This window comes from Bacillus sp. Leaf49 (assembly GCF_001426125.1).
Lineage (GTDB): Bacteria > Bacillota > Bacilli > Bacillales > Bacillaceae > Bacillus > Bacillus altitudinis.
In genome coordinates this window covers 118,367-131,056 of the sequence record NZ_LMRK01000025.1, presented here as the reverse complement: position 1 = coordinate 131,056, position 12,690 = coordinate 118,367, and the positions used below count along the sequence as shown (strand labels likewise).

The 12,690-nt window shown below is 41.8% G+C and carries 15 protein-coding genes and 2 riboswitches; of the genes, 12 read left to right on the top strand and 3 right to left on the bottom strand.

Translation table 11 applies throughout. The features are described from left to right. Positions 1 to 8: 8 nt before the first annotated feature. Both ASG46_RS19150 and ASG46_RS19145 read right to left on the bottom strand, forming a co-directional pair. Positions 9 to 566, bottom strand: a complete 558-nt coding sequence (locus ASG46_RS19150) for a GNAT family N-acetyltransferase (RefSeq protein ID WP_056705717.1) — start codon at positions 564 to 566, stop codon at positions 9 to 11. 4 nt (positions 567 to 570) lie between these two features. Further along, on the bottom strand, positions 571 to 756 hold the full coding sequence (locus tag ASG46_RS19145) for a hypothetical protein (protein WP_056705714.1): 186 nt from the start codon (positions 754 to 756) through the stop codon (positions 571 to 573). Between the two features lie 179 nt (positions 757 to 935). On the opposite strand from ASG46_RS19145, the gene ASG46_RS19140 reads away from it, so the two are divergent. Both ASG46_RS19140 and ASG46_RS19135 read left to right on the top strand, forming a co-directional pair. Beyond that, complete coding sequence (locus ASG46_RS19140) at positions 936 to 1,481, top strand: sigma-70 family RNA polymerase sigma factor (RefSeq protein WP_041093219.1); 546 nt, start codon at positions 936 to 938, stop codon at positions 1,479 to 1,481. After that, positions 1,450 to 2,898 carry a DUF4179 domain-containing protein gene (locus tag ASG46_RS19135; protein WP_056705712.1) on the top strand — a complete coding sequence of 483 codons (1,449 nt, stop codon included), beginning with the start codon at positions 1,450 to 1,452 and terminating at the stop codon, positions 2,896 to 2,898. Before ASG46_RS19140 ends, ASG46_RS19135 begins: the two co-directional genes overlap by 32 nt. 18 nt (positions 2,899 to 2,916) lie before the next feature. On the opposite strand, the gene ASG46_RS19130 is transcribed toward ASG46_RS19135, so the two are convergent. Continuing rightward, positions 2,917 to 4,104 carry an MFS transporter gene (locus ASG46_RS19130; RefSeq protein WP_056705710.1) on the bottom strand — a complete coding sequence of 396 codons (1,188 nt, stop codon included), beginning with the start codon at positions 4,102 to 4,104 and terminating at the stop codon, positions 2,917 to 2,919. A 100-nt stretch (positions 4,105 to 4,204) separates the two neighbouring features. Here ASG46_RS19130 and ASG46_RS19125 point away from each other — a divergent pair, with 100 nt between their 5' ends. The 10 genes from ASG46_RS19125 (at position 4,205) to purB (ending at position 12,688) form a co-directional block, all read left to right on the top strand. Further along, entirely contained in the window at positions 4,205 to 5,083 is an 879-nt protein-coding gene (locus ASG46_RS19125; protein WP_056408212.1) for a LysR family transcriptional regulator, read from the top strand. A gap of 126 nt (positions 5,084 to 5,209) precedes the next feature. Continuing rightward, positions 5,210 to 5,311: riboswitch (purine riboswitch) on the top strand. A gap of 145 nt (positions 5,312 to 5,456) precedes the next feature. After that, positions 5,457 to 6,782, top strand: a complete 1,326-nt coding sequence (locus tag ASG46_RS19120) for an NCS2 family permease (RefSeq protein WP_024719393.1) — start codon at positions 5,457 to 5,459, stop codon at positions 6,780 to 6,782. 206 nt (positions 6,783 to 6,988) lie between these two features. Further along, on the top strand, positions 6,989 to 7,150 hold the full coding sequence (locus tag ASG46_RS21200; protein ID WP_200939635.1) for a hypothetical protein: 162 nt from the start codon (positions 6,989 to 6,991) through the stop codon (positions 7,148 to 7,150). 18 nt (positions 7,151 to 7,168) lie between these two features. Next, positions 7,169 to 7,351, top strand: a complete 183-nt coding sequence (locus ASG46_RS19115) for a YezD family protein (RefSeq protein WP_025206857.1) — start codon at positions 7,169 to 7,171, stop codon at positions 7,349 to 7,351. Positions 7,352 to 7,568: 217 nt separating this feature from the next. Continuing rightward, positions 7,569 to 8,366 carry a hypothetical protein gene (locus ASG46_RS19110; RefSeq protein ID WP_056705709.1) on the top strand — a complete coding sequence of 266 codons (798 nt, stop codon included), beginning with the start codon at positions 7,569 to 7,571 and terminating at the stop codon, positions 8,364 to 8,366. 304 nt (positions 8,367 to 8,670) lie between these two features. After that, complete coding sequence (locus ASG46_RS19105; protein WP_008344300.1) at positions 8,671 to 9,225, top strand: DUF2179 domain-containing protein; 555 nt, start codon at positions 8,671 to 8,673, stop codon at positions 9,223 to 9,225. After that, entirely contained in the window at positions 9,222 to 9,422 is a 201-nt protein-coding gene (locus ASG46_RS19100) for an NETI motif-containing protein (RefSeq protein ID WP_008344299.1), read from the top strand. The genes ASG46_RS19105 and ASG46_RS19100 overlap by 4 nt, the downstream gene beginning before the upstream one ends. A 79-nt stretch (positions 9,423 to 9,501) precedes the next feature. Next, a riboswitch (purine riboswitch) is annotated at positions 9,502 to 9,603 on the top strand. A 169-nt stretch (positions 9,604 to 9,772) separates the two neighbouring features. Then, positions 9,773 to 10,261: a 5-(carboxyamino)imidazole ribonucleotide mutase gene (gene purE, locus ASG46_RS19095; protein ID WP_050827020.1), complete on the top strand. Its 489-nt coding sequence runs from the start codon at positions 9,773 to 9,775 to the stop codon at positions 10,259 to 10,261. After that, positions 10,254 to 11,396: a 5-(carboxyamino)imidazole ribonucleotide synthase gene (gene purK, locus ASG46_RS19090; protein WP_056705708.1), complete on the top strand. Its 1,143-nt coding sequence runs from the start codon at positions 10,254 to 10,256 to the stop codon at positions 11,394 to 11,396. Before purE ends, purK begins: the two co-directional genes overlap by 8 nt. Next, positions 11,393 to 12,688 (top strand): adenylosuccinate lyase, encoded by a 1,296-nt coding sequence (gene purB / locus ASG46_RS19085; protein WP_056705698.1) that lies wholly within the window; start codon positions 11,393 to 11,395, stop codon positions 12,686 to 12,688. The genes purK and purB overlap by 4 nt, the downstream gene beginning before the upstream one ends. The last annotated feature ends 2 nt before the right edge of the window (positions 12,689 to 12,690 follow it).

The following is a 12,690-nucleotide window of genomic DNA, read 5'->3' as shown; positions in this document are numbered from 1 at the left end:
TGCAATTATTAATTATCTTTGTTTAACAGACCATACATTAACACATCATCAAATTTCCCTTTGCCATATTCATATTCCCTCAATAATCCTTCTCGAACAAAATTAAATTGCTCTAACAATTTAACAGAAGTTATATTTTGGGGATCTATCAGTGCTTCAATCCGATTCAAGTTCATCTCCTGAAATCCATACCGCAACACCGCAGTAATCGCTTCCTTCATGATGCCTTTTCTCCAATGATCGTGGTGTAATTCATAGCCAATTTCCGTGCGGCAGTGCTGTTTTTCCAAGTTAAGAAATCCACAGCTGCCGATGATCGCTGGATCATCTTTTAAAGAAATGCCCCAGCGGATGCCTGTTTGTTCTTTGAAGATATTGTCATACCACTTGATTTCTCCTTTTGTGTCTTCGATGGTTTCATGTGCATCAATGCCCATGTAGCGGCAGACAGTTTCATTGGATAAATAGATGTGCATATCCTCAGCATCTGTGATCGTTGCTTGTTTTAAGATCAGTCTTTCGGTATGTATCGTTGGAAATGATTGTGGAAAAGTGATTTTGTTCATGTGTTTATCCTCCATGTGATGTCTTTTGTTCTGTACATGCCTTACAATAAAAAACCCCTTCATTCCTTAGCCAAGCCTTCACTTCTGTCATCCCTCGTCTCTTTGGATAGATCAGCTTAACGTACACTTCTTCGTTACCTTCTATTTTCTTTTGGCAGCTAGCACAAGCAGGTTCTTCAAATAGAAACAATCAATATCCTCCTTTTTGTAGATATTTCTTCCATTATATCAAAAGTTCAATACGATCTTTGTGGCCTATTCTTCACTTTCTCTATTTTTGTCCGACATATGCTAAGTAAAAGAAATTTCCGTTTGTTGAAACCGTTTGAGAGAAACCTTGCTCTAACAGGTGTAGGAGGTGTGGATGAGATGAAGCAAGTGCGTCTAATTAAAAAAGCACAAAAAGGGAATGTCCCGGCATTTGAGACATTAATGCTGATGTATCAAGAGCGTTTATATAAAACGGCTTTTCTCTATACAAGAAATAAAGAGGATTCGTTAGATGCTGTTCAAGAGACGGTCATTAAAGCGTTTAAACATTTATCTGGATTAAAAGAACCGGCTTATTTTTCTACATGGCTGACTAGGATCTTGATTCATACGATTTTTGCGATGAAGAAGAAGCAGCAAGATGTTGTTCCGTTTGAACAGCATCATGAGAGCGTTGAGCGGCATGATTTTTTGGAAGACAAGCTGGATTTAAAAAATGCACTAGATGTGTTAGATGAGCAATATCAGCTCGTGATTCAGCTATTTTATTTTCAAGATTATTCGATTTCAATGATTTCTGAACAGATGGGTGTGCCCGAAGGAACTGTCAAAACTCATTTGTATCGAGCAAGAAAGTTATTAAAGCAAACATTGGAGAAGGAGGAGAGTGTCGATGGAACGAAAAGAAATGAAAAAGCTTTATGAAGAGATTGATGTACCAAAGGTTGAAGTGACCTCTGTGATTCGCCAAGCAATGGGAGATGTGAAAGCGGAAAAGAAAAGACGTTGGTTCACATGGAATTGGAGAACGCCAATATATTCTGCCATTGTACTAATCGTTCTTTATTTTTCATCAGGCTTCCTTTTTCCTTCTCTTAATACAGCGATGGCTCGAGTGCCATTGGTTGGACAGTTATATATGATGTTTCACGATAAAGTAGGAATGTCTCTTTTTCAGAGTGAGTTGGTGAAGCATGTCAATGAGGGGGCTGAATCAAGAGGGGTTACTGTGAAAGTAAACAGTGTGTATTATGATGCAGGGCGGCTTGTTTATACGTTTACTGTGGAGAATTTGAATACAAAGGAAGATTCTGTACCATTCATAGTCAACAACTTCGATCGTATAAATGACACTTTCCAACCGAGTTACGACAATCAGGGATTGAAAAAAATGAAAGATGGCCGCTATGTTGGGCAGACGGAAGTCTATACAAATGGACAAACGATCAAACAAGGTCAGCAAGTACCGCTTGTTATTTCGAAGATTGGGGATATTGTAGGGAATTGGCGCTTCAAGTTACCTGTGGTCAAGCAAAAAACCACTTTATTAGCGGGACAAAAAGACGTGTCTATTTTAAATGGACGTTATCAAATAAGAAATGTAAAGGTAGAAAACGGAGTGAATGGCTCTGCAATTCAATATGCCATTGATTACAATGGTTTTGCCAAAGATGATAAAGTCAGTATAGATGGAATGAAGGATAATTTAGGGAATGAGTATCAGCTTGAGATTGGAACCGTTTTAAGAAAAAAACAAATGTCTTCTGACAAAACTAGAAAAGATCATTTAACGATTTTGAATCAGCCGATCAATCCAAAGGCGACTGAATTGACATTTGACACATATGTGAATATCGAACGGGAAGAAAGCAAAATCATTCCTCTTCAGACAAAGCTGCCTGTTCAGTTCAAAACAAAACACCATGGCATCGGAATCAAAATCAATAAGATAGAGCAAAAAGACCGTTCTGTGATTGTTGATTATCAATTTACTGGAGTAGATCAAAAAGAATTAGATCAGGATGTGATGGAGAATATAGGTGAATTCATTGGATTAGGCGATGTTGAAAAGATGAAATCATGGCCCGATCCACAAGCAGACTATGAAAGCGGATATTACTTGAAAGGGAACCATGCGAAGATGACGAATTTAAAGACAGCTTCCATGCAATCCACCTTTGAATTTGATAATAAGGAGTTAGATACTTTATCATTAAACCATTTTTCATTTAAAGAATATGGGCTTTATATTGATTTGTCAGAGCTGAATATGTTGGCACCACAGAAGGCGATAACGGTAACCATTCCAGTCAAAAAAGAAACATCAAAAGCTAGTCGATAAATAAGCAAGCGAACATGATTACACATGTTCGCTTTTTATCTGTTGATGTGCCAGTCGATTGCGATGGAACGAGTACCGAATCAACATCAACGCAACAAAACTGGCTAGCCCGCCAATCCAACTTAAATTCGTTACATTTGTATATTGAATAATCAGACCGCCCATTGATGATCCGAGCATCATGCCGATATTCATAATCGCTGTATTAAAGCTCAGCACGGTTTCCGATGTTTCGGGTTTTAGGGAGATGAGATAAAATTGCTTCGCTGGTGTTGTTGTCCATGTGGCGGTGCCCCAAATGGCGAGCGTGATGAAGACGCCAACTACCGAAAATTGTGTAAAGGATAATGCAAAGAGCATGAGCATCTGAACCGTGATGCTGATTGAAATGGTTCGGTTTGGTCCCCAATGATCGACAGCGTATCCACCAAAGCGCGAGCCAATAAAAGCGGAGATGCCTAAGACAAGCAAGGCAATGCTTGTCAGTTCAAGCGTAAATCCGGATGTCTGCCGCAATAATGGCGAAATGTAAGCAAATACCATCGTATATCCTAAGATCCAAAAGGCTGTCGTGGCTAAGCCGCTTAACACCCTACGGTCTTGAAGAATTTGAATTTGCTGCTTAAATGGCACATGGGAATGTCCCGCCATAGGCGGTAATAATCGATACAGAAGAAACAAGAGACAAGCGGTCCCTATTGCAATGATGAGAAAAATGGCATGCCAATCTACATATCCTGCTAAAAATGTTCCAATCGGTACACCGAGTACTAGTGAAACTGTAAATCCAGTGATCACCGTTGCCATCGCACTCCCCTTTTTTTCTGGCGGGGCGAGCTGCGCTGCGTAATTTGTTGCGAGCACAATATATAAGCCGCCACTCATGGCCATGATGACTCGCGAGAGCATGAGCAGCATAAAGTGATGGCTAAAAAAGGCGAGCACATTCCCTGCTATAAACATGGAAATCGCCGATAAAAGAACCTTTTTTCGATTCAATTTCGATGTGGCCATGACTAAAAAGAGGGCACCCACCGCATAAAAAAGAGAATAGATGGTGATGAGCTGTCCCGCAACCGGGATGGAGATGCGCAGATCGTCAGAAATGATGTCCAGTATGCCTGATACGACGAATTCTGAAGTGCCTGTGACGAAAGAACCGACGGCTAAAAGAAATATGAGCAATGGATAAGATGTACTTTTCATTTTGAACCCTTCCTTTATGTTGAAACGTTGTATTCATTTTAAATTCCGTGCTAACATAAGTAAAATTGATGTTTTTCATGAAAGGGATGAGTGAATACTCATGAGCTTTGTTCGATTCGAGACAATGGCTAAGGTGGTCGAGCTAGGCAGTTTTACTGCTGCAGCTGAAGCATTAAATATGACACAGTCTGCCGTGAGTCATGCGGTGGCAAGTTTAGAGACGGAGTGGGGCGTGTCTTTATTCGTGCGTGACCGAAAAAAGGGCATCACGCTGACAGATACCGGTGAAACCCTTCTTCCGCATATAAGAGAAGTGCTAAATCGAGTAGAGAAAATTCAGCAGGAAATTGCGCTCACCAAAAATATTGAATCTGGCTTGATTCGGATTGGAACTTTTGCCAGTGCATCCGCTTGTTTATTGCCAAAGCTACTTGTGAGCTATCAGAAAAAGCATCCAAAGATTGAATTTAAATTCTATGAGGGGACATATGAAGAAATATTGGAGTGGCTCGATTCTGGCATTATTGATGTTGGGTTTGTTGTAAAAGGTAAAGCGGATGAAGCGTTTGATCTATTGCCACTTATGAAAGATAAAATGGTGGTCGCCTATCACGAAAATCATCGTTTTAAGCAGCAGCCAATTGTAGACATGGAAGAATTAGCAGATGAACCATTTATTATGCCAACTGGCATGTATCAGTCCCATGTAGAGGATATTTTTGCAGAGGCGCAAATCAAGCCGTCTATTTTATTTGAAGTGCATGATTGTACGACCATTGCCCGCATGGTTGGGGAAGGACTTGGTGTGACGATAGGTCCTGAGTTATTCCTAAAAACGCAGCAACTTGTGCAGATCAGTCATCTGAATGTATCGCATCATCGTGAGGTGGCGCTTGCCTGTCCATCGCTTACGCAAGCGTCTCCTGCTGTGAAGGCATTTTTCGATGTAGCAGAAACGGTTTTTGCCAGAATTCAGTGATGGGTGTATAAAGAACTAGATGTGATTTTCCAAATTCGTGTAATAAGACGAATGAAGCGGACATTTCTTTGAAAAATGTTCGCTTTTTGTATTGTGTTTTAAAAATGAAGTTGGTACAATAGACACAGAAATCAAATAGATAGAAGTCGTATAATGGCGGGGATATGGCCCGCAAGTTTCTACCAAGCTACCGTAAATGGCTTGACTACGTCAATTCACACTCGTTTGATATAAATCATGCATTGTTCTTGTTTGATGTCACGGTCTGAATTCACATTGTAGTCAAGCGTCCCAAAAACTGTTGGGGCGTTTTTTATTTGACTTGTGAATGGGACAGACTAAAGCAAAAGGACATGAAGGGAGTCAGTTGGCTTTGAAACAGTTTTTTCAGTTTGATGAGTTAGGTACGAATTATCGCAGAGAGATCATCGGCGGTTTAACGACATTTTTGTCGATGGCTTACATCTTGTTTGTCAATCCGATCACACTTGCTTTAGTAGCAGTACCGGATTTTCCAGATAAATTACGAATTGATCAGGGGGCTGTCTTTACAGCTACGGCGCTAGCTTCTGCGGCAGGTTGTTTCCTGATGGGATTGATCGCCAGGTACCCGATTGCAATTGCACCAGGTATGGGACTGAATGCGTTCTTCGCTTTCTCAGTTGTTCTTGGTATGGGAATCTCATGGCAGGCAGCACTTTCCGGTGTGTTTGTTTCAGGATTGATTTTCGTTGCTCTTTCTTTAACAGGTTTTCGTGAAAAAATCATCAATGCTATTCCGAGTGAGCTGAAGCTGGCTGTTGGTGCAGGGATTGGTTTGTTCATTACATTTGTAGGTCTTCAAGGATCTGGCATTATTGCCAATAACGATAATACGCTCGTTTCGATTGGAAATATTCATAGTGGTCCTGTATTGTTGACGGTATTTGGGATCGTTGTGACTGTCATTTTAATGGTTCTTCGTGTGAATGCAGGTGTCTTCATTGGGATGCTTGTGACAGCTATTGCTGGGATGATCTTTGGTCTTGTGCCAGTTCCATCTCAAATTATAGGAAGCATTCCAAGCTTGTCTCCAACTTTTGGTCAAGCCTTGATTCACTTGCCAGACATCTTCTCCATTCAAATGCTTGTGGTCATTTTAACGTTCCTATTCGTTGGGTTCTTTGATACAGCTGGTACACTTGTGGCTGTGGCAACGCAGGCTGGTTTAATGAAAAATAATGAGCTGCCTCGTGCAGGAAGAGCGCTTCTGGCGGATTCTTCTTCTATCGTCGTCGGTTCTGTTCTTGGTACATCAACGACGACGTCTTATGTTGAATCTAGTTCAGGTGTTGCTGCGGGTGCCCGCTCTGGGTTTGCAGCCGTCGTGACAGGTATTTTCTTCTTACTTGCGATGTTCTTCTCGCCACTATTATCTGTCGTGACATCAAATGTAACGGCACCTGCTTTAATCATTGTCGGTGCACTGATGGTAGCACCTCTTGCGAAGATCGCATGGGATCGTTTTGAAATAGCGGTACCGGCTTTCTTAACCATGATTATGATGCCACTGACATATAGTATTGCGACAGGGATTGCAATTGGTTTCATTTTCTACCCGATCACCATGATCTTTAAAGGAAAAGCAAAAGAAGTGCATCCAATTATGTACGGCCTGTTTGTCATCTTTATTCTATATTTTGCTTTCTTAAATCATTAATCGTTTGTCTGAAACAGCAGCTCATGGAGGCTGCTGTTTTTTGTAGGGAAATTTCAAAAACATAGTTGACTTATAGGAATTATGTGTTTATGATAAAAAGACATAATTCGCTGATTGGATCACCAAAGGCGCTTTGATTTCCTTTTTTCTATAGAAGGGTTCAGAGTGCCTTTTTTCTTGCATTCATCATAACGGGAGGGGATGACTTGTCACGCTGGCTTAGGCAGGTGATTGAGCGGAAAAAGCAGGTATTGATTGAGCAGCTCCTTTTATGGGGGCATGAAGAAAAACATGAAGCGCTCATGCACTATACGATTCATGAGCTGGAAAATGAAGTTCTCTATTTAAAAAAGCGCAAGCAAAATTAGTGGGATGGGGGATGAGCAATGGATGAACAAAAGCTGAATTTTATTTTATCTGCCTTAAAAGGGATTGAATACGGGTCGGTGGTGATCACCATTCATAATGGACAAATTACACAAGTCGATACGACAGAAAAGACTCGTTTCCCCGCACACCAAGAGAATCTTCGGATTCAGAAAGCAAAGCAGGCGCGCTATCGTTCATGAAAAGTGATGAAAGATGATGAAAAGCTGATCCACTCATCAGCTTTTTTGTTTTGGCTTATTTTCTCTCCATTTAAAACCTCTTCATTCTTTTATCCGTCTATTCGTATGAACGTCAAGGAATCTTGACTGAATAGAGAGACTCCGCTACTTTAATAGGAGTCATCTGGACAGGTCACCTGAGCCTGTGCGGATTGTCTGAGATAGGAGTTGATATGGGATGTTAGAGAAAGATCAAGAGCAGGTCACATCCGAAACAAAAAACGAAAACGAAGAGCCATCAATAGATCAAGAAACGAGGCAGTCCCGCCTCAGCCGCAGTGCTGCAAAACGAGGAAGAACGGCTAAGCCAGCTGATGAAGAGGGTTCAGCCATTCAGCGCATCGCAAGAGGTGTTGGAGGTGCGTTTAAGCGCTATGGCTCATATGGGTTTGCGATGTTAAAATCACCGAGTCGTGCGATTCATCAAGCGGACACTTTACGCATGAAGTACGCCTGGATTTCAATTGTGTTATTCAGTGTGTTTTTTGCTTTAGGCAACTACGTTCAATTAAAGGCGTCAAAGACCCGTTTATTAGGTTTTGGTATTCATTATTCTTTTGGTGACGCCTTTTTAAAGGTAGCGGTCTTTACACTCATTTTGTTGACACTGATGATGCTGACGGTTTGGGTGCTCGGTAAGTACATGCTGAAAGGGAACATATCGCTGAAAGAAGTGATCATGAAGTTCGGTGCCGTGCTTGTGCCAGTTTTGGTTTTATCTATCCTTTGGCTTGTATTTGCCATGCTGAATATTCCATATGTAACGGTGATTTTATCCGTGATGATGTTTTTTGGTCTTCAGCTGATTGCCATTGTGCTCTTCCGCTCCATTCAATCAGAGCAAGATGCTGTGCGGGGAGACTTGATGTATGCCGGCTGGGTCTTTTTGTTGATTGAGCTCGTCATCATTGCCCTTTTATGGGGCATTGTCGGAGAGTATTTGATCCCATCACTTGTTCCAGTTCGGTTTGGATAAAACACGTTTCAGCGTGTACTCGGTCTTTTTAAAATTCAAAGGCTTTCTATCACGCTGAAAAAAGACAAAGGGTTAAAATAAAGTTCATTTTAGCCCTTTATCAACCATTTAAAGCCTCCTTTTGAAAAAGGAGGCTTTAAATGTTGAGAAGAGGAAAAAACGGGTAAACTCTTGGTAACAAAGACCACCCCTTGTTGTCGAAAGATATATGTGTTTTTCTCGCGCAAATTTGATTGTATCAAGGTTTGTTCTCTAGTAGAATATGGGGTGCTTTATTTGATTTTTAGTGCAGGGGGTTCGAATCGTGCTTCAACAACTTTTATCCAATGCGTTCACCATGGTTTTGATTATTTTAGTGATTAACATTGTTTATGTCTCTTTTTCCACTATGCGTTTAATTTTAACAATGAAAGGCAGAAGGTATGCAGCCGCTTTTGCTGGTACTGTCGAGATGCTGATTTATGTCATTGGTTTGAGTATCGTATTAGATAACTTAGATCAAGTACAAAATGTCATTGCGTATGCGCTAGGTTATGGAATTGGAATCATTGTAGGGATGAAAATTGAAGAGAAGCTGGCACTTGGCTACATTACTGTGAACGTGATTACAAAAGAAATCGATCTAGATCTCCCAAAACAATTGAGAGAAAAAGGATATGGCGTCACCAACTGGGTAGTAGGAGGTCTTGAAGGAGACCGGTCAGCGATGCAAATTTTAACACCGAGAAAATATGAACTGCAATTATATGAAACGATTAAAACGCTTGATTCAAAGGCGTTTATCATTTCGTATGAGCCCAAAACGATTCATGGCGGCTTCTGGGTGAAGGCTGTGAAGAAAAGGAGAATTAAAGAATGACCGCAAAACCAAAGAAAAAGAAATTCTACGTGGAAGACAACATGACGATTGATCAAGTGTTGTCCCAGATGGCGGAGGAAGGCTACTCACCTGTCCGACGAATGGAGGAACCGATCTTTCAGGAAAAGAAGGAAAATGGGTCGATTCAGATCATTCCGATTGGGAAAAAAATCGTATTTGAGGGAAAAATACTCTAAATCCGAACATTAAAACGACGACTTCATAGATTGTTCGATAAATCCGTTGACATCATGAACATCCGTTGTTAAGATAAACATGAAATCAAAACACGAGCCTCATATAATCTTGGGAATATGGCCCATAAGTTTCTACCCAGTTACCGTAAATGACTGGACTATGCAGGATAGTGAACAAAACTGACATGGCGTTTTAAAAGCGAACAGCGCTTACCATGGCCCGGTTTGTGTTGCTTCCTAACAATGCAATACAAACCGGGCCTTTTTGTTCGGCGTTTGACAAGCTACTTAGGTTTGGGAAGCGTGTCAAACGATACAAAATCGAATAATAGCTTAAAGGTGGGGACAAAATGAAGCCGCTTGTAGGTGTCATCATGGGAAGTACATCTGATTGGGAAACAATGAAACATGCGTGCGATATCTTAGAGGAATTGAACATTCCGTATGAAAAACAGGTTGTATCCGCACATCGGACACCTGATTTGATGTTTGAATATGCGACTGAAGCAAGAGGTAAAGGACTCAAGGTCATTATTGCCGGTGCTGGAGGCGCAGCACATTTACCGGGGATGGTCGCAGCAAAAACGACACTGCCGGTCATTGGTGTGCCCGTACAATCAAAAGCATTAAACGGGCTAGATTCCTTATTATCCATTGTTCAAATGCCAGGCGGTGTACCTGTTGCCACAGTGGCAATCGGCAAAGCCGGTGCAACAAATGCAGGCCTTTTAGCTGCACAAATGATTTCAGCATTCGATGAAGCCGTTGGAACACGCCTTGAAGAAAGAAGAGAGCAAACAAAACAAACTGTATTAGAAAGCAGTGATCAGCTTGGCTAAGCAGACCATTTTTCCAAACGCAACCATTGGTATCATCGGCGGCGGACAGCTTGGCAGATACATGGCCGTCAGTGCAAAGCAAATGGGTTACCGTGCAGCAGTTCTTGACCCCGTCACACATTCACCTTGTGGACAGGTTGCTGATACAGAAATCACAGCCGCATACAGTGACCTTAAAGCGATCAGGCAGCTGGCGGACATCAGTGATGTGGTCACATATGAATTTGAAAACATTGATTATGATGCACTCAATCAACTGAAGGAAGAGGCGTATTTACCGCAAGGAAGCGAACTCCTTCTTTTAACCCAAAACCGTGAAACGGAGAAAAAAGGGATTGTAGATGCAGGCTGTGAAGTCGCCCCTTATCGCATCGTTCATGATGAGAAGGAGCTGAAAGATGCAGTAAATGCGCTTGGTTTGCCAGCTGTGCTGAAAACATGCAGAGGTGGTTACGACGGTAAAGGACAGTACGTCATTAAAGAGAAGGATCAGCTTCATGAAGCTGTTGCACTTCTCACTCATGGGACATGTATTTTAGAAAGCTGGGTTCCTTTCCAAATGGAACTGTCCGTGATTGTGACGCGGTCTGTTCATGGAGAAATTGCGACATTCCCAGTCGCTGAGAACATTCATAAGCACAATATTTTATTCCAAAGCATCGTGCCTGCACGGGTAGATGGCAGCATTCAGGAGAAAGCAAAAGAACTGGCAACAACGCTTGCTGAAAAGCTAGGGCTAGTCGGTACGCTTGCTGTTGAACTGTTCTTGACAAATGAAGGGAAGCTGCTCGTCAATGAACTGGCACCGCGCCCACATAACTCTGGACATTACACATTGGATTTATGTGAGACGAGTCAGTTTGAACAGCACATTCGCGCCATATGCGGTTTGCCTCTTGGCGGAACAGCTCTTTTATCAGAGGGAATGATGGTGAATTTGCTGGGCGATGAAGTGGACATCCCAAAAGAACATCCTGAGCTTTTAAAGGAAGCGAAGCTTTATCTATATGGCAAACATGAAGTAAAAGCCGGCCGTAAAATGGGGCATATGACATTTATGAAACAGCTTGATGATGAATGGATGGCAAACATCACAAAGATATGGACTGAAAGAGATGGAGGAAACGGGAAATGATCGAACGTTACGCACGACCAGAAATGTCAGCAATCTGGACAGAGGAAAACAAATTTAATGCATGGCTTGAAGTAGAAATTCTCGCTTGTGAAGCTTGGGCAGAACTTGGTGTCATTCCGAAAGAAGACGTTGTGACTATGCGTAAGAATGCAAGCTTTGATATTGATCGTATTCTAGAGATTGAACAAGACACGCGCCACGACGTGGTTGCCTTTACGCGTGCTGTATCTGAATCTCTAGGAGAAGAAAGAAAGTGGGTTCATTACGGGTTAACATCTACAGACGTAGTGGATACGGCGCTTTCATATCTATTAAAACAGGCGAACGATATTTTGCTCAAGGACATTGAGAGATTTGTTGACATACTAAAAGAAAAAGCAAAAGAGCACAAATATACAGTCATGATGGGCCGTACGCACGGTGTACATGCTGAACCGACAACATTTGGCTTGAAGCTTGCTCTTTGGTACGAGGAAATGAAGCGTAACTTAGAACGTTTTAAACAAGCAAAAGCCGGCATCGAATACGGCAAAATCTCTGGTGCTGTTGGCACATATGCGAACATCGACCCGTTTGTTGAGCAATATGTATGTGAGAAACTTGGCATCAAAGCTGCACCAATTTCAACCCAAACCTTGCAGCGTGATCGTCATGCAGATTACATGGCAACCCTTGCTTTAGTTGCAACAAGCATTGAGAAATTTGCTGTTGAAATTCGTGGTCTTCAAAAGAGTGAAACACGTGAAGTAGAAGAGTTCTTTGCAAAAGGACAAAAGGGATCATCAGCGATGCCGCATAAACGAAACCCAATCGGTTCTGAAAATATGACGGGGATTGCCCGTGTCATCCGTGGTTATATGCTGACTGCTTATGAAAATGTACCGCTTTGGCATGAGCGTGATATTTCTCATTCATCTGCTGAACGCATCATTTTACCAGATGCAACGATTGCACTGAACTATATGCTGAACCGTTTCTCTAACATTGTGAAGAACTTGACGGTGTTCCCTGAGAATATGAAACGCAACATGGACCGCACACTTGGCTTGATCTATTCTCAGCGTGTTCTGCTTGCACTTATTGATACAGGTATGGCACGTGAAGAAGCATATGACACGGTTCAGCCAAAGGCGATGGAAGCTTGGGAGAAACAAGTACCATTCCGTTCATTAGTAGAAGCAGAAGAGAAAATCACTTCACGCTTAACACCTGAACAAATCGCTGACTGCTTCGATTACAACTATCACTTGAAAAATGTCGATATGATTTTCGAACGTCTAGGTCTTGCGTAAGA

Excerpts from the sequence above, each read along its gene's own strand:
- ASG46_RS19150 (WP_056705717.1), bottom strand. The coding sequence starts at position 566 with ATGAACAAAATCACTTTTCCACAATCATTTCCAACGATACATACCGAA.
- ASG46_RS19140 (WP_041093219.1), top strand. The coding sequence starts at position 936 with ATGAAGCAAGTGCGTCTAATTAAAAAAGCACAAAAAGGGAATGTCCCG.
- ASG46_RS19135 (WP_056705712.1), top strand. The coding sequence starts at position 1,450 with ATGGAACGAAAAGAAATGAAAAAGCTTTATGAAGAGATTGATGTACCA.
- ASG46_RS19130 (WP_056705710.1), bottom strand. The coding sequence starts at position 4,104 with ATGAAAAGTACATCTTATCCATTGCTCATATTTCTTTTAGCCGTCGGT.
- ASG46_RS19125 (WP_056408212.1), top strand. The coding sequence starts at position 4,205 with ATGAGCTTTGTTCGATTCGAGACAATGGCTAAGGTGGTCGAGCTAGGC.
- ASG46_RS19115 (WP_025206857.1), top strand. The coding sequence starts at position 7,169 with ATGGATGAACAAAAGCTGAATTTTATTTTATCTGCCTTAAAAGGGATT.
- ASG46_RS19110 (WP_056705709.1), top strand. The coding sequence starts at position 7,569 with ATGTTAGAGAAAGATCAAGAGCAGGTCACATCCGAAACAAAAAACGAA.
- ASG46_RS19100 (WP_008344299.1), top strand. The coding sequence starts at position 9,222 with ATGACCGCAAAACCAAAGAAAAAGAAATTCTACGTGGAAGACAACATG.
- purE (WP_050827020.1), top strand. The coding sequence starts at position 9,773 with ATGAAGCCGCTTGTAGGTGTCATCATGGGAAGTACATCTGATTGGGAA.
- purB (WP_056705698.1), top strand. The coding sequence starts at position 11,393 with ATGATCGAACGTTACGCACGACCAGAAATGTCAGCAATCTGGACAGAG.